Here is a 14607-nt window from a genome sequence, read left to right on the forward strand (position 1 = left end):
AATGAACATGCCCAATTAATCAGTCTTACCTATGCTATAAATCAATCCGATTGAAAAACGGTTAGCAGCAGTAATGGTGGCTACATCGTCGGAGTGGTAGTTTTGGCTAATCGGGTGCTGATAATCTAGCATGAGATTTAACTGCCTGTAATAAATCTGAGTTCCTAGCGTGGCAAAAAGAGCATTTCCTCCGGTATTCACCTGAATGGCCTTTGCATCACGGTGCTGACCTGATGTCTCAAAATAGGCTCCCGCGAATGGAAGAAACCCGAAAGTAGCACTTTCCAGATAACAGAAGGCATAGCCACTCACATTGAATTGATTGCCAAATCGGTATCCCTGAGAATTAGCCACATTCATCTTATAGGATGATTCCACATTCAACCCCCAGTCATCTACGCTCAGCGTGTAATTAGCTGTTAGCAAGTAATCAAGACTCCCCGACCCCAACTGGAAATTTCTGTTGATAATGACTCCTCCATCCTCCTTATCAAAATCCCCAAGAGGCAGTTTTACTCCACCACCAAGTAAGAACGAGTGCCTCCATGTGTTGGCAGATTCGCCGGTATTAAAGGGGGTATAATACATCATGAGCACCGGATCACCAATCCCGTTGCTGGAAACTTTTTGGTGTGTACCATCCATTTCATTGATAAGATATGGGAGCTGTACATTTAGCTGAAGCTTTGGCAACAAAGTGATCCGGCCAATGAGATCCATCCGCTGATAAGTATCATCAGAGTACTCATCACTGAAGTACTCGCTATTATGTTCCATTTCTGCCCGAAAATGGGCGTAACTATACTTAAGCCCCACCATGTGCTGGTAGTGTTGTGGTAAAATTCCATAGGATAAACCTCCGAGCCGGCATCCACACACATCACATGCGCTGGAAGACAGGTGGATGAATAAGCTGAGTGTAATGAACACATATAGTCGTAACATGCCTCTAATTGTTAAAGAATTTGGGATCGCTGGTGAATTCACGATCCGTTAGTGTTTTAAGAAAGAAAATGATTTTAGCCCGCTCATCAGTGGTCAGTACTATCCCATTTTCCAGTGAGGGATCCAGGGTTTTAACTGTTTGAATTCCCGAATTGTAGTGCTCCAACACCTCATCGAGTGTTTTGAACCGACCATCATGCATGTATGGTGCAGTCAACTCCACATTGCGTAAGCTTGGGACTCTAAATTTTGCCCAATCATTGGCATTTTCGGTGATGCGTGTTCTCCCTGAATCCAAAGGGTAGATATCCAATCCATTGTTGCGGTAACTAAAGTCGGACTGTAATACTCCTGCGTGACAGCTTTCGCATTTTGCTGTAAATAGCTCCATTCCAGCCAATTCGTCACTGCTCAGAGCCTCCTCACTTCTTAAGTAGTCATCGTACTTTGAGTTATCAGAGATCATCATCACCATGAACTGAGACAAAGCATGCAGTAAATAAGGAGTGGTGATTTCATCTATGTCAAAAGCATTTTTGAAGAGTGTTTGATAGGTTTCACTCCTGTTGAGTTTCACCATCACATTCTCAATGCTTTCATCCATTTCGAATGCTGACTCGATAGCATTCAAGGGTACAAAATCGAGATGGGTAACTCCGCCATCCCAAAAAAACTCTGGAATAAAAGCCATATTCGCTAATGACGGGGCATTTCGAATGCCTTTCCGATCATCTACACCTCTGCTCAGTGGATGCTGCTGTGAATCTGCAAAAGCTGTCCCCTGCTGATGGCAGTTGCTGCAAGCCACACTGCCATCACGCGAGAGCATTGGGTCATTAAACAGCTTCTTACCGAGCAGGAATCCCTTTTTAGTCACTGGATTGTTATCCAATGTGTAGGTAGCTTTGGGGAAATGCTCTGGTTGACGAAATACATAGATTTCATCCACTTTCACGTCAGTCTCCTGGCATCCAAATACGAAAAGGAGCAGCCCCCAAATTGGGAGCTGCTTTAGCTTACTGATGTACATGATCTACCACAAATGCAGACTGTAGATTGTCAGCAAATACTCTACCCGCAGCAGGTGAATGAACCTGTGGAGTAGCCGTGAAATCAATATTTCCCAAAACTTTCTGAATATCAGCTACGATGTGAATTTCTGGCTCAAGAGTCTCAGACACGTTCATGTCCACATCCAAATTGAGGGTGATGGTTTTCACATTGTTGTAAAACTTCTGGGTGGTGCCATCATCCGGAACAATGTCCTTCCAACCTCCAACATGAATGGCAAAAGCTTTGTCGTCAGTAATATCAGTTTGACCTTCAACAGTCATCCCAATATACCCGGCATTCCAATTCCAAAAAGGTGCTCCAGTAGCCGGATCTAAAATTCCTCCAGCAGCACCTTCCTGCACACCTTCTTCATCGATTCCTAAATTGAATGTTATTTGAGTGTAAGTTCCTGCTGGCACATCGGTCAATTCAATGAGCTTACTGGCACTTTCGGACTCCTGGATAAAGTAATATCCTCTGATCTCATCGGCATTGGCACTTACATTCAAGTCATCTTCGAACACCTCTCCATTTTCACCGGTCAGAATGATCTTGCTCACATAATACTGCACACGAATCAAGTTAAACGCTTGTCCTTCAGTAGTGGTATAATTATAGTCTGTAGAACCCGTTTCTTTCAGGTTGACCATAGATGATCCAACAAAGTTGTCAAACTCGATGGACACAGTTCCTGCTATTTCTGTTTGTGGATCCTCATTTTCTTCACCACACGATACAATTATGGCTGCAATAGCCAAAAGAGCAATTATTGATTTTAATGTTTTCATTTAATGGATATACTAATCGAACCGTCATCAGAGAATTGGATATACCAATGCTGTTGATCCAGTCGAAATGAATTAATAATTAGTTAGTAAATGGTCGTAAAGAATTCACGACTCTTGGAGTGTTGAAAACATTAGCCTTGTGGTGGCTGCCAGTTGGCTGAGTGGTAGATGAACTCGTAGTGGTTCAAAAAAGCTGCTATTTGACCTTTAATGAGTTGACGATTGCCGCACTGGATTTCAACAGTCTCGTAGTACAAAGAAGGTGCATCAAGGTTATATACATAGTGACTACCATTATCGGTATCAGTGTCCTGCACTTCAAAGTCACAGGTCTGACCACAAACAGTAATCTGTCTACCTGCTATGGTCAAATACTCTTTCGTATCCGTACAGAAGTAGTTTTTGTAAATCTCCTGAAGCGAAAGCGAGAATGTACTCACCAGCACATAAACGAGGATCAATATAACACCCAGCCTTTTCATCAATTCGACAAAAATAGCCAGAGAATTTAGAACTGCCGACCCGGATGTTTGATTATTTGTTCCTCGAACGATTACTCTTTCTATCTTAGCTTAAATTAAAAGGACTTACTATCAACTCTGAAAAACTTCATCGATTTACACTGGAAGTGCCTGTCTCTGGCATCAGTCATCAGCACATTTATCGGCATATGGTAGGTGACGTGACCCATCTCAATGTAGAAGTACAAGCTGCTGAAATCAATCATCTTGTGGTACTCGTAACTGGAGAAGCATCGCACCAAGCTGTCTCCATCCAGCAGGATGCGCTCCATACCCTTTTGATCTGTGACTGTGGTGCAGAAATTAAAGGGTTGTGCGGACATCAAACCGCATCTTTGCTAGCCCTGATCAAAGATTCCAACCTACTCCTGTTCTTTGATCAGCAGATGCGTCAGACTTTTCTCAAAAAACAAGCCTATGATTATGGTTTGGAAAATGTAACTGACCTGGATCAACACTTTGTGATCCATTACCAACAACGAAACCTTGAAGTCCACCCAATCAACACTTCGTTGACCCCAATCACAGGAAAGCATCTTAGCACTTTAAGTGAGTCTGTTTTAATACATAGTACGCCTCAACTTCACGAACCTAATGAGGCTTTAATAATGGTGATAAGGCCACACAAATACTATCATTCCCTTCATGTAGAGCTTTGCACCACTGATTTGGCTAAGAATGGGAAGCCCAAAAACCCAATTGAGCCTGTCAAAGTAGAGGATAAAATCTGGGAGCATGGCGATACGGAAACACTTCGGTTCCTGATGGCAGTTTCCAGGCTCCAAAAAACACAGGAATCGCTCAACAACCTGGACATTGAAGCCCTCAAAGTGTTGGCAAGAAACTATCCCAGGCACTCCTTCTACTACTCAGCCGATAAAAACAAGATCAGTGCAGGCTCATTAATACCCATTGAGTTGAAACCACTATATGACAGCTTCAGACTAGAGGTCAACCAATTCAAAGACACCTATGAAATCAAAGGTATTGTCGATTTGAATGGGCAGACTCATGACATTATTGCGCTCAAGGTATGGCACCAGTGCTTTGTTGAAATATTCAAAACCTGGTACTTGCTGCCGTCCATTGCGGTTATTAACACCATTAAGATCCTGAAGGAAAAGGGTGGCCAACTAACCATTTCTTCATCCGGATACGAGGAGTTCAAAGCTCAATTTCTCAACAAAATCGAGAGTCAAATTAGGATTGATTACAGCTTCATCAAAAAGGCCTCACCCAAACAACTAGCTCTCAGCGAATATCTGGAAGACACCGAAAAACTCATCTATCTGACCGATCACGGTAGTCACGTGATGCTCATACCGGTGATGCGCTATAGCGATGTAGAAATCTCAGTAAGAACCAACCGGCAAATCTATGGCCGGGATGATCAGGGGAATGAGTTTCAGGTAGATCGTGATGTAGATGCAGAAAGTGAATTGTTAGCACTGTTAGTCAAGCAGCATCCTGATTTCAAGGAGCAACTGGACAACCCATTGGACCATTTTTACTTGCACAAACGCAAGTTTCTGGACGAAACCTGGTTCCTGCCCGTATTTGAAGAATGGGAAAAACACGACATCCGTGTGTATGGCTTCAATGAGCTGGAAGGCCACAAATTCAACCCTCACAAACCACAAATAGACATCAAAGTCCAAAGCGGCCTCAACTGGTTCAATGCAACTGTCAAAATGAAGTTTGGTAAGAAAAAAGCAGGTCTCAAAAAGGTGCAGGTGGCAGTTAAAAACAAAAGTAAATATGTACAGCTAGATGATGGATCTCTCGGAATACTACCAAAGCAATGGCTGGAACGATTCGACCATTTCTTTACTGCTGGAGACATCTCAGATGATGACCTGATCACCATTCCCAAAATTCACATTTCCGAAGTAGAGGAGCTGTTTGAGCAAGAAGAGCTGGATGGGAAGGTCATTGATGAAATCCGATCATTTCAGGAGAAAGTTCGAAACTTCACCGAAGTGAGTCAAGTGACTGTCTCTAAGGAGCTTCAAGGCACACTCAGACCGTATCAACTTGACGGACTCAAATGGCTCAACTTCCTGGATGATTTCAACTTTGGCGGATGCCTGGCGGATGACATGGGACTGGGTAAGTCGGTTCAGATCATTGCATTCATCCTGCTTCAAAATGAAAAGGTCCAGCAAAACACCAATCTGCTGGTGGTACCTACCACGCTGATCTTCAACTGGCAAGCAGAACTGAAAAAGTTTGCGCCAACACTAGCCGTTCACATCCTGCATGGTCCAGATCGAATGCGAGAAATAAAAGGACTGGATAAATACCAGGTAGTCATCACGACCTACACTACCCTACTCTCAGACGTCAATTACTTAAAAAACTTCCAGTTCAATTACATCTTTCTGGACGAGTCGCAGCAAATCAAGAACCCAACCTCACAGCGTTACAAAGCGGTGAAAATGCTTCAAGCGAGGAATAGAGTAGCTATTACCGGTACACCAATCGAGAACAATACATTCGACCTATATGCCCAGTTTTCCTTTGCATGCCCGGGATTGTTTTCTACCAAACAGCATTTCAAAGAGCTGTATTCCGTCCCGATCGATCAGTTCAAGGACCAACGACGAGCCAGAGATCTTCAAAACAAGATCAAGCCTTTCTTACTTCGCCGAACGAAGGATCAAGTCGCCAAAGAACTGCCACTGAAAACCGAAACGGTTCTCTACTGCCCAATGGACAAGGAGCAGCGAGATACATATTTGGCGTATGAAAAGGAGTTTCGTGAATTCGTTTCCGCTACAGAAGCGGAGCAGCTCAAAGACGCTACCATGCACGTCTTACGTGGTTTGACCAAACTGCGACAGATCTGTAATTCTACCAAGTTGCTAAAGAGCGATGAAGTAGTAGGACAAAAGACCTCTTCCAAGATTGAGGTGCTCAAAGAACAGATCGAACTTAATGCACCTCATCATAAAATGGTAATCTTCTCCCAGTTCGTGAGCATGCTGGAGCTGATCAAAGTAGAGCTGGAAGGTATGAATATGGAGCATATCCTACTCACTGGACAAACCAATAATAGAGAAGTAGTTATTAGCCGATTCAGACAGCAAGATGATGTACGTGTCGCCCTGATCAGTCTAAAAGCAGGTGGAACCGGGCTTAACCTGGTGGAAGCCGACTATGTCTACCTCGTAGACCCCTGGTGGAACCCAGCAGTTGAGAATCAGGCTATTGACCGTCTGCACCGAATTGGTCAGGAAAAAAACATCACCGCCATAAGACTCATCTGTCCAGATACTCTGGAAGAAAAGATCCTGCAACTCCAACAAAACAAGAAAGAGCTCACCAGCCAGCTAGTGAGCGAAAACAATACCTTCTTCAATAGTCTGGACAAAAAGAAATTGTTGAGCCTTGTCTCTACTTACTAAATAGTGTTCCTGCATTTAGTTTCTGCTCATACTCATCTTCCAAGCTCATGTGTTGATTCCAAAATGGCCGCACCGATAAACCTGAGATCACATCCACCAGGATATCCAGATGTGTGTGCCATCCAGCCAGGACACCTATTCGGTAATCCATACTGTCTTGCAGTCGTTCGTGTGTGAGCGTCAATAAGACCTCATTGGCAGCCACTTGCTCCAGCTTGAAAGTGACAATTCCCTCTTCCCAGTTGATCACCAATAAGTTGGGTTTTTCAACCCTAAGAACCGTAGCCTCTGACTTAGAACCACTTTCCATATTCTGGTACTTATCGGGTATCGGATCGTGTTGATCTGAGAACTTGGCATGATCAAAATGCAATTCCATGATCCCTCCGGATTTCAGATTGACGGGACCACCTGCAAACCACTTCTGACGAAGCTCAGGGTCTACAAGATATTCCCACACCCTATCCACTGTTCCCGGCAGCTTTCGTTTGAACTGCAAGGTGTTTTGATTAATCAATTCTCCGTAACTATTCATCAGTTTTGTTTTTAGATTCTTCCTTTAGTAGGTACTCCAGTTGATCCAGGTTATCATTCCAAAAGGCCTTATACTGTTCAATCCAACGTGCTAATTCTTTCATGCCGTCTGATCTAATGCGACAATAACGCTCCCGCCCCTGCTGCTGAATATCCAGTAAACCACACTCCTCCAAAATCTTTACATGCTTAGATATGGCTGGTCTACTCACCGAAAAGGCATCAGCCAGATCGTTGAGCTTTAGCTCTTGCCTTGAAATCATATCAATTATTTGTCTTCTGGTGGGATCTGCAATTCCCACAAATACATCTCTAGACATAATACGTAACCATTAGGTTACTAATATATAACATGTAACCGATTAGTTACAAGTAAGTGCTCGAATTTTGTCTAACTCACTACTATATTTGCGTCTTTTACAGAGCTTATGAATGTATCCACACCCATTGGTAGACTAAGAATATTGGCTATAGCCGAAGGAATTAGTTTTTTACTTTTTGCGATCACTATGCCACTCAAATATGGATTGGGCATCACAGAACCCAACCTTTATGTTGGCATGACACATGGCTGGCTGTTTATCATTTACATTGTTTTGTGCATCCAATGCATCCTGATCTATGGCTGGACATTTAAGCAATCTGCTTTAGCACTTGTGGCATCATTACTCCCTTTTGGTACTTTCTATGCTGACCGAAAGCTTTTTAGGCATGTTTGAATCACTGAATTTGAGATTCATCCGGTAAATCGACCTGTTCAGCGGTCTATACGCTCGTTTAGACGTAGGTATTATTGATTTAATACAATTAAATCTAATTTTAATCTAAACCAGTTATAGACAAGAATTATGAACAGACTATTTCAACTTCTTACCAGCAAATCAAAATTCACGGTAAAATTCAGCGAAGAAATGAACAGCTATGTGGTGATCAAGAGAGATCAAGGCATCATGTATGCAGGCCCAAAAGCACAATGCCAGTTTTACATTCAGCAGCAAGGATTACAAGCGAGCTGATGAACGGAAAAGTGATAATCATAGCCTGATGGCACTTGTCGTCGGGCTTATCAGCCTTCTCTATCCGATTAAAACAAGCTAGTCTGCTTGCCAGTGTTCCCGGCAGAGTCAAATGCTAATTCATTATAGTTTTTCTTTTCCCAACACTCTGGGTCATTCAGCGGCACTCGAGACCTCCCATGCTGCTCAAACAACTTTTTAACCGGATAAGCCTCCAGCGTATCCTGAGGAAAGACTCGAATCTCCTTTCGCAATTGCTCTGGCGTTAGATCCAGGTCCAGCCAGGCACTTTTCATGGACTCATCCAGCATCGCCAACTGACGTGGCCCCTCGCTCGCTTTTGGTTTGTTATGTACTTTTCGGCACAATGGATTGGCATCAGTGGTCATTAGGCTCACTGTATCTCTCGACTCTTCTTCAGAGGCACTCTTCCAGCTTCGCCAGATCCCAGCCACAAACATCGGTTCATCATCTACACGTCGTATCAGGAAATTGTAGGAATTTTTACCCTGCCAATACCAATCAAAATAAGCATCCAGCATCACCACACACCTTCGCTCCAGTGCTGATCGGTAGAACGGATTCTCCAGGTCTCTCTGCAGTTTCTCATTGTACATGGTTTCGTCGAAGACTGTTTCTATGCGGGAGTTGAGGTAGCGAGCGGTATATCGCTGATTGTACTGAGCCAGGTCTTTCACAAAATGGGGAATAAGCCCCCAATGAAAAAACTGGAAGTCCTTGGGAGCATTACTGGTCAATACAGGTAATCGACGGTGATCAAATGCAGTAGTGTGATAGACCGGCCCCTCAGCCTTTACAAACACTTCCAGTTGCTTTTCCAGCTTGTCCATTTCAGAAGCATTATCGCCAATATGCTCGGCGTATTTCTTATACTTCTTGGTTAAATAGCTCACATCATAGCACATAGATCTCCTCTTAAAAATATCTCTAGAAAGATAGATAAAATCATTAGGAATCTCTCATTCCAAAAACTAGATTTGCTATTATTATTAGTATTACTAACAATATTAGCTTATGAAGATAGAACCAGGATACTATAAAGTGCGCGTCAAAAAGGGGTATTTTGGTCAGACTAATTACCACTATCTACGCGTGTTTGTTAAACAAAAAACCAAATACATCCAGCTGGACCATGGATACGCACAAAAAGCTGAGGATCAGGAGGAAAGCATCATACAAGACTATGTGATCGTCAAGAAAATCACCCGACCAATAGAAATCAACAAAGTGCAGGTAATGATCAAATGGAAAGACGAAGATGGAGACTCGTTTGAAATGGGCGCCCGCAACAGTTTCGTTCTTGACCGGATTTTCAAACTATTCCCCCGGTTAAAAAAAGCATTTGATACATAACCTGATTTTTACTAGCTTCCGGTATGTTAAGTAGTTTCCAAAAACAAAAACTCTCCCATCTCTTTTCCATTCTTGATTTTGACCACAACGGACTGTTGCAAAAGACAGACCTTCATCACATAGCAGAGAATATAGCCGTATTTGCAGGAGTGATTGAAGCCATAGGTCACCAGTCTATCCTGATCACGCATGCTCAAAGTGTTTGGTCATCGATCTGCGGCTATTTCAACCAACCGGACCTGGATTCAATCAATCTGGATGGGTGGCTTGAATTCATGGAAGCATACTTTTATGCTCCAGATGATGACACTATTGATCAGCGCATCAACCATATGGTGAACATTGCACACGAGACTTTTGATAAAAACCGGGACGTCCTAATATCCAAGCTGGAGTTTATGAGCATTTTTGTCTCCTTCAGGGTTGAAGTGAGGTTTGCCAACAAGTGCTTTGAATCGATTGATTCTAATGGTGATGAGCACATTAGCAAAAGCGAGCTACTAGAAGCTACCAGGGAGTTCTTCAGGAGTGATGATGCAAAATCCGTTGGCAATCAACTGTTTGGGGAACTTGGCTCCTCCCATTTTGCCTCACGCAAATCCCTTTATTAGTCTTCCCAGTTCCCAAAAATCCAGTTTCCAGGCTGATTTGGATCATCTGAAAATAAGAACATTTCAAAGGAATGCAGTAATTCATTTCTCGACAGCCTGTCGTCTTTGTTGAGGTCCAGCTTCAAAAAGGCTTTCGCAGAGTATTTGATATCTATCCCATAGACTACAAACATGTCCACATACTCATCAGTGGATATATAGCCATCATGGTTATCATCAAACAAGTCAAATAAGAACCCAATGATAAACTCCTCAAACTCCTCTTTGAACTCATCATCTTTGCCATTGATGATCTTTTTATCAATAAAATTGACCCATTCATCTTTCGTAATCTGTTGCTTATTTTCATGCGATATGGCATTCAGAAGGGTATGGAAAAACCTAGCTGATTTTTTGGCAAGAAACACATGCTTTTCTCCACCAGCTTCGTATCCCAGTCCAAGGCGTATTCTCTCAGCTATCTCTGAAAAGTCATCCGCTTGCAGGTGTCCATTTCTATGCGAATCAAGCAACTCAAAAAAGTGAACGGCCTTCTTCTTCTGTATCTCTGTGATCATATCCCGTATAATAGTCTGGTCAGTAACATTAAGCCTCGAAAACTAGTTGATTTTTGCGAAGACTAATTAAATTTCATAGAAAATTATGGAATATCAAGATAAATACTCTCCTGTTGATCCTGAATTTATAGATGAAGTGGTAAAATCCTGTGGTGAAAACAAGGTGGGGAAAATCCATTTTTTTGATTCTGAGGGCGAGCTAGCAGATGCCTCAGGAGAAGCGATGGCCTTGATTGAAGAAAACAAAGCCGAATACGTTGTGATTGATCAGTCGAAAATACGCCTGGATAAGGTGATAACCTTATTTGGAAAGCCTGGTCCCTCTTATGAGGAATACGACCGCTATGCCAACGCCTGCCTTACCTGTGAAGATTTAGGGCAATTTTAAAATTGCCCCATGATCAAAAAGGTTTTTGAATACCAAAATGTTTGTGTAACCATTTGAGCAAAAAGGTAGTTAGACCTTCACGTTCGTTTTCTTTGGATTTTTTCAGATTCTTCATTTGCATAACATGTTTATTGATTCACTTATAAAACAAACGAAAAAATCAACCCCTTATTATCAATCTCGCAAGAAGCGTGAAAGTGGCATTTAATGTTCTACAAACACAACTCATTTCGAGTACATTTCTTTGTGTAGTTTTACCCTCCCGGTACGGGAAATATGCAGTTCACTACTCACTTAAGTAAATTCACAGAAGTCAATGCCAGCGTATATGGTCTTCACCTGCCAGTCCCTTTGGCTATTGCAGAGCAGTTCATTGACGGAGATCAGAAGCGAGTAAAATGTACCATCAACAACTCAAAGACGATCTCCAGTGGATTGATGCCTTTTCGCGATTACTGGTATATCCTTATCAATCAAACTCTCAAGAAAGAGCTAGGGCTCGAAATTGGGGATGAGGTGCACGTCTCTCTGGAGAAGGACACCAGCCAATACGGAATGGACATGCCAGAAGAGCTGAGAACCTGCCTGGATCAGGATCCGCTAGCTGACACCTACTTTCACAAACTCACCCCCGGTAAACAACGAAACCTCATTTACATTGTTAGTAAAGTAAAGAGTGTTGATAGTCGAATTAATAAAGCACTAGCAATCATCGAACACCTAACCGAACAAAGTGGAAAACTGAATTTCAAGCTTCTAAACGAGAAGATTAAAGAATACAACCAACGGGGAAAATTGAGATGAGAGAATACGATTTTGAGACTTACAGGGTATTTACGAACCTGAAACAAGAATTCTATGGCAATACGAGCAGTGTAGTGTTGCTAGGTGGGCCTATAGAAGCAGCCCGGATGCAACGAATCGCATCTGATTTTTGGCAGCCTGCCACTACTTTTCTTTGGAAAGAGAATAACAGCTGGAAAGTTCGGTGGTTTGCCCCAGACGCAGAAATCAAACTTTGTGGCCATGGATCGCTTGCCGCTATGGCTTTCATCCATGACAACTTTGACAACACTCAGGAGCAGATCACGTTACAAACGTCCTCAAAGCATAAAATAAAAGGCGGAAAATACAACGACAATAAGTGCTTCATAGAACTGGAAAGCTTTCCAGTCATCGAAGAACTACCCATACCACAAGCATTAAAGGAAGGTCTTGGAATACCTATATTGGGTTTTTACACTACGGGAAACAAGAGTATAGTCTTAACTGACACGGAAGAAAGTGTTCAATCAATGAAGCCTAATTTCGAGCGGTTAAGGACCTTAGACACCTTTGGGTACATTGTCACCGCACCTGCTGATTCTGAAGAAGTCGATTTTGTTAGCAGAACACTGGTACCTCACGTACACCAGCTGGAAGACCCGGCTACAGGCTCCTCACATGCAGCATTGGTTCCCTTCTGGTCTAAAAAGCTCAACAAAACATCTTTCAAGAGTTTACAACAAAGCCAAAGAGGAGGTTCATTTTGTGCTGACCTGCTGGGCAACAAGGTGAAGCTCTTTGGTGCTTATCAAAAGATCAATAAAGGGACGATCTGCTCATTCTAAGGTGATCAGTTCCTGGCCTTTTACCTCGTATGTCTTGAGTTCACAGCGCACCTTTCCTATCTTCATTTTAGCTTCAATTAGCAAAGGAATGCCCAGGCCATCTTTTTCCATTATATAAACTTCCACGGCGCGTTCCTCGGGAAAGGTTTTAGAAATAGGAAACAAGCCATAGTACTTTTTCACTTTGACTTTTTGACCATTGAACTTGATTTTTTCCTCGCCACCATACTCCATTCCAAAATCGTAAAGTTTCTCATGCCAATAAGTCTTGAACATAATGGAATCACCTTTACGGAACTTTTGACCAAGCTGACTTCTCAGATACATATAGGTTCCATGTATATCGTAGGTGTTTTGAGTTAGATCTACTGTAAATGACCGAAGACCTTTACCCTTATCGTGTTCGATTTCTTTCACATAAGTCTTCATCTCCTTATAGTCAAAGACATTCCACTGATCAGACTTACCATCTCTCTCATCCAGGTGTTTTTCAGACTTTATGGCCTTGTAATCATCAGTGGATACCACACCGGTGTATTGATTGTTGATACCAGCAAGCCAGCTGAATAAGCCAACCGTACCGGCCTCCACCTTCGTATGATAGAAGGACTCCTCGCCTTCCCGTATTAGCGAATCATCTATATCCATGGAAGCCTCTCCAAGGGCAAACCATCCGTAGTAGATTTTAAAGGTGATCTTCTCACCTAGAGGAAAATCAACTTGCTGCTGAGCCTGCCCAAGAGTCAAACCAAACAGCAATATGGAAGTAAGAATATATTTCATCATCTTTAACAATACTCGTTAATTCTTCGGTGAGTTTGCAAAAACCGAGCCTAAATTCGTCATCACAAATCTAATCAATGGATAGACAGATACTAATCAGCCTAATCAACTACAAAATGCCTTACGGCAAATACAAAGGCATGCCCATCTGCGACTTACCGGAACACTATCTGGTTTGGTATAAAAGTAAAGGTTTTCCAGATGGAAAACTGGGGATGCTACTCCATACTATGTATGAAATCAAGCTCAATGGTCTTGAATATATTATACATCAACTAAAAAAATCACAATAATTCAAACTCATCGTCAATTTTTTCAGTTCTATCTAGTAATACAGCGTCTCAGCAGAACGTTTTTTAATATCTGCAACCTTTTCATCAACTTGGTGCGAAAATTGTAACGGACAAAGTATGAATATGACGGTAATGAAACGATTAGGATTAGGTTTGGCACTAGTGCTTGTTCTACTTGGAACTAGAGCACAAGAGAGTGAATCCGGTAGTCTGGGTGAAACCATCGATGACCTGACGTACAGGTGGGATAAAGAAGCAAATACTTTGAGTACCTATGAAGGGTTGGTTGAATTTTGCGACAATGAAAAATACCGATTTGATGTAATTGATCTTTTGAATGATATTCATCACTTCGATTCGGTGCTTTATCAGCGACTGACAAAAGCTCAGCGATTCAATCACGACAAAGAAATAGAGAAAACACTACATGACATCTCAAAATTTGAGAAGAACTATTCAATGAAAGACCTGATACATTTCTTACATGAAGAATGTATCGAAAAGAACAAAATTGAGAAAGACTCGGAGGAACTGAGGAATGATATTGGTGAAAATTCCTATGACGGTCAAATCTACATCGTGGAGGTAGAATTGAATAAGTATATCAAACACATTACTAAACGAGTAGACGTCATTAGAAAGCACGTTCACCATTTGCACATCAAGTGATAGACCTCTGTTAACCTCAAAATACAAAGCATCGGAAAAACCGATGCTTTTTTTGTGG

Annotated in this window: 19 protein-coding genes; 10 read left to right on the plus strand and 9 right to left on the minus strand. The window is 42.2% G+C overall.

Going from position 1 to position 14607, the window contains the following annotated elements:
• Positions 1-15: 15 nt before the first annotated feature.
• From ACO067_RS24680 to ACO067_RS24695, 4 genes are all read right to left on the minus strand, one after another.
• A complete protein-coding gene (locus ACO067_RS24680; RefSeq protein WP_421879852.1) occupies positions 16-945 on the minus strand; it encodes a hypothetical protein in 930 nt (309 codons plus the stop codon).
• A gap of 4 nt (positions 946-949) precedes the next feature.
• The gene (locus ACO067_RS24685) at positions 950-1975 is read right to left on the minus strand and encodes a cytochrome-c peroxidase (protein ID WP_421879855.1); all 1026 of its coding nucleotides are present in this window, start codon (positions 1973-1975) and stop codon (positions 950-952) included.
• Positions 1962-2786, minus strand: a complete 825-nt coding sequence (locus ACO067_RS24690) for an MbnP family protein (protein ID WP_421879858.1) — start codon at positions 2784-2786, stop codon at positions 1962-1964. The genes ACO067_RS24685 and ACO067_RS24690 overlap by 14 nt, the downstream gene beginning before the upstream one ends.
• 131 nt (positions 2787-2917) lie before the next feature.
• Positions 2918-3268, minus strand: coding sequence for a hypothetical protein (locus tag ACO067_RS24695; RefSeq protein ID WP_421879862.1), 351 nt, complete (start codon positions 3266-3268; stop codon positions 2918-2920).
• 146 nt (positions 3269-3414) lie between these two features.
• On the opposite strand from ACO067_RS24695, the gene ACO067_RS24700 reads away from it, so the two are divergent.
• On the plus strand, positions 3415-6714 hold the full coding sequence (locus ACO067_RS24700; RefSeq protein WP_421879866.1) for a DEAD/DEAH box helicase: 3300 nt from the start codon (positions 3415-3417) through the stop codon (positions 6712-6714).
• Here the strand turns inward: ACO067_RS24700 and ACO067_RS24705 are convergent.
• Positions 6704-7249 carry an SRPBCC family protein gene (locus ACO067_RS24705; protein WP_421879869.1) on the minus strand — a complete coding sequence of 182 codons (546 nt, stop codon included), beginning with the start codon at positions 7247-7249 and terminating at the stop codon, positions 6704-6706. The genes ACO067_RS24700 and ACO067_RS24705 overlap by 11 nt on opposite strands.
• The gene (locus ACO067_RS24710; RefSeq protein WP_421879872.1) at positions 7242-7568 is read right to left on the minus strand and encodes an ArsR/SmtB family transcription factor; all 327 of its coding nucleotides are present in this window, start codon (positions 7566-7568) and stop codon (positions 7242-7244) included. Before ACO067_RS24710 ends, ACO067_RS24705 begins: the two co-directional genes overlap by 8 nt.
• Before the next feature lie 108 nt (positions 7569-7676).
• Between ACO067_RS24710 and ACO067_RS24715 the strand changes: the two genes are divergently transcribed.
• Together ACO067_RS24715 and ACO067_RS24720 are read left to right on the plus strand one after the other, a co-directional pair.
• On the plus strand, positions 7677-7967 hold the full coding sequence (locus tag ACO067_RS24715) for a DUF3817 domain-containing protein (protein WP_421879875.1): 291 nt from the start codon (positions 7677-7679) through the stop codon (positions 7965-7967).
• Between the two features lie 129 nt (positions 7968-8096).
• A complete protein-coding gene (locus tag ACO067_RS24720) occupies positions 8097-8264 on the plus strand; it encodes a hypothetical protein (RefSeq protein ID WP_421879878.1) in 168 nt (55 codons plus the stop codon).
• A 68-nt stretch (positions 8265-8332) separates the two neighbouring features.
• Here the strand turns inward: ACO067_RS24720 and ACO067_RS24725 are convergent, their stop codons facing one another.
• Positions 8333-9178 carry an SOS response-associated peptidase gene (locus tag ACO067_RS24725; protein WP_421879880.1) on the minus strand — a complete coding sequence of 282 codons (846 nt, stop codon included), beginning with the start codon at positions 9176-9178 and terminating at the stop codon, positions 8333-8335.
• A 121-nt stretch (positions 9179-9299) separates the two neighbouring features.
• Here ACO067_RS24725 and ACO067_RS24730 point away from each other — a divergent pair, with 121 nt between their 5' ends.
• Both ACO067_RS24730 and ACO067_RS24735 read left to right on the plus strand, forming a co-directional pair.
• Positions 9300-9638, plus strand: a complete 339-nt coding sequence (locus ACO067_RS24730; RefSeq protein ID WP_421879883.1) for a hypothetical protein — start codon at positions 9300-9302, stop codon at positions 9636-9638.
• A 23-nt stretch (positions 9639-9661) separates the two neighbouring features.
• The gene (locus tag ACO067_RS24735) at positions 9662-10249 is read left to right on the plus strand and encodes an EF-hand domain-containing protein (RefSeq protein WP_421879886.1); all 588 of its coding nucleotides are present in this window, start codon (positions 9662-9664) and stop codon (positions 10247-10249) included.
• Here ACO067_RS24735 and ACO067_RS24740 read toward each other — a convergent pair.
• Entirely contained in the window at positions 10246-10806 is a 561-nt protein-coding gene (locus ACO067_RS24740) for an EF-hand domain-containing protein (protein WP_421879889.1), read from the minus strand. The two genes, ACO067_RS24735 and ACO067_RS24740, sit on opposite strands and share 4 nt — an antisense overlap.
• Positions 10807-10891: 85 nt before the next feature.
• On the opposite strand from ACO067_RS24740, the gene ACO067_RS24745 reads away from it, so the two are divergent.
• From ACO067_RS24745 to ACO067_RS24755, 3 genes are all read left to right on the plus strand, one after another.
• Entirely contained in the window at positions 10892-11194 is a 303-nt protein-coding gene (locus ACO067_RS24745) for a hypothetical protein (protein ID WP_421879893.1), read from the plus strand.
• 276 nt (positions 11195-11470) lie between these two features.
• Positions 11471-11998: a YdeI/OmpD-associated family protein gene (locus tag ACO067_RS24750; RefSeq protein WP_421879896.1), complete on the plus strand. Its 528-nt coding sequence runs from the start codon at positions 11471-11473 to the stop codon at positions 11996-11998.
• Positions 11995-12804 carry a PhzF family phenazine biosynthesis protein gene (locus tag ACO067_RS24755; protein ID WP_421879899.1) on the plus strand — a complete coding sequence of 270 codons (810 nt, stop codon included), beginning with the start codon at positions 11995-11997 and terminating at the stop codon, positions 12802-12804. The genes ACO067_RS24750 and ACO067_RS24755 overlap by 4 nt, the downstream gene beginning before the upstream one ends.
• Here ACO067_RS24755 and ACO067_RS24760 read toward each other — a convergent pair.
• On the minus strand, positions 12796-13590 hold the full coding sequence (locus tag ACO067_RS24760) for a DUF3108 domain-containing protein (protein WP_421879901.1): 795 nt from the start codon (positions 13588-13590) through the stop codon (positions 12796-12798). The two genes, ACO067_RS24755 and ACO067_RS24760, sit on opposite strands and share 9 nt — an antisense overlap.
• 74 nt (positions 13591-13664) lie before the next feature.
• Here ACO067_RS24760 and ACO067_RS24765 point away from each other — a divergent pair, with 74 nt between their 5' ends.
• Positions 13665-13880 (plus strand): DUF3820 family protein, encoded by a 216-nt coding sequence (locus tag ACO067_RS24765; protein WP_421879903.1) that lies wholly within the window; start codon positions 13665-13667, stop codon positions 13878-13880.
• A gap of 132 nt (positions 13881-14012) precedes the next feature.
• Positions 14013-14549, plus strand: a complete 537-nt coding sequence (locus tag ACO067_RS24770; protein ID WP_421879906.1) for a hypothetical protein — start codon at positions 14013-14015, stop codon at positions 14547-14549.
• Positions 14550-14607 lie beyond the last annotated feature (58 nt).

This window comes from Marinoscillum sp., assembly GCF_965229915.1.
Taxonomy (GTDB): domain Bacteria; phylum Bacteroidota; class Bacteroidia; order Cytophagales; family Cyclobacteriaceae; genus Marinoscillum.

Coding starts and splice junctions, on each gene's coding strand:
- ACO067_RS24680 (WP_421879852.1), bottom strand. CDS start 945: ATGTTACGACTATATGTGTTCATTACACTCAGCTTATTCATCCACCTG.
- ACO067_RS24685 (WP_421879855.1), bottom strand. CDS start 1,975: ATGTACATCAGTAAGCTAAAGCAGCTCCCAATTTGGGGGCTGCTCCTT.
- ACO067_RS24690 (WP_421879858.1), bottom strand. CDS start 2,786: ATGAAAACATTAAAATCAATAATTGCTCTTTTGGCTATTGCAGCCATA.
- ACO067_RS24695 (WP_421879862.1), bottom strand. CDS start 3,268: ATGAAAAGGCTGGGTGTTATATTGATCCTCGTTTATGTGCTGGTGAGT.
- ACO067_RS24705 (WP_421879869.1), bottom strand. CDS start 7,249: ATGAATAGTTACGGAGAATTGATTAATCAAAACACCTTGCAGTTCAAA.
- ACO067_RS24710 (WP_421879872.1), bottom strand. CDS start 7,568: ATGTCTAGAGATGTATTTGTGGGAATTGCAGATCCCACCAGAAGACAA.
- ACO067_RS24715 (WP_421879875.1), top strand. CDS start 7,677: ATGAATGTATCCACACCCATTGGTAGACTAAGAATATTGGCTATAGCC.
- ACO067_RS24720 (WP_421879878.1), top strand. CDS start 8,097: ATGAACAGACTATTTCAACTTCTTACCAGCAAATCAAAATTCACGGTA.
- ACO067_RS24730 (WP_421879883.1), top strand. CDS start 9,300: ATGAAGATAGAACCAGGATACTATAAAGTGCGCGTCAAAAAGGGGTAT.
- ACO067_RS24735 (WP_421879886.1), top strand. CDS start 9,662: ATGTTAAGTAGTTTCCAAAAACAAAAACTCTCCCATCTCTTTTCCATT.
- ACO067_RS24740 (WP_421879889.1), bottom strand. CDS start 10,806: ATGATCACAGAGATACAGAAGAAGAAGGCCGTTCACTTTTTTGAGTTG.
- ACO067_RS24745 (WP_421879893.1), top strand. CDS start 10,892: ATGGAATATCAAGATAAATACTCTCCTGTTGATCCTGAATTTATAGAT.
- ACO067_RS24750 (WP_421879896.1), top strand. CDS start 11,471: ATGCAGTTCACTACTCACTTAAGTAAATTCACAGAAGTCAATGCCAGC.
- ACO067_RS24755 (WP_421879899.1), top strand. CDS start 11,995: ATGAGAGAATACGATTTTGAGACTTACAGGGTATTTACGAACCTGAAA.
- ACO067_RS24760 (WP_421879901.1), bottom strand. CDS start 13,590: ATGATGAAATATATTCTTACTTCCATATTGCTGTTTGGTTTGACTCTT.
- ACO067_RS24765 (WP_421879903.1), top strand. CDS start 13,665: ATGGATAGACAGATACTAATCAGCCTAATCAACTACAAAATGCCTTAC.
- ACO067_RS24770 (WP_421879906.1), top strand. CDS start 14,013: ATGAAACGATTAGGATTAGGTTTGGCACTAGTGCTTGTTCTACTTGGA.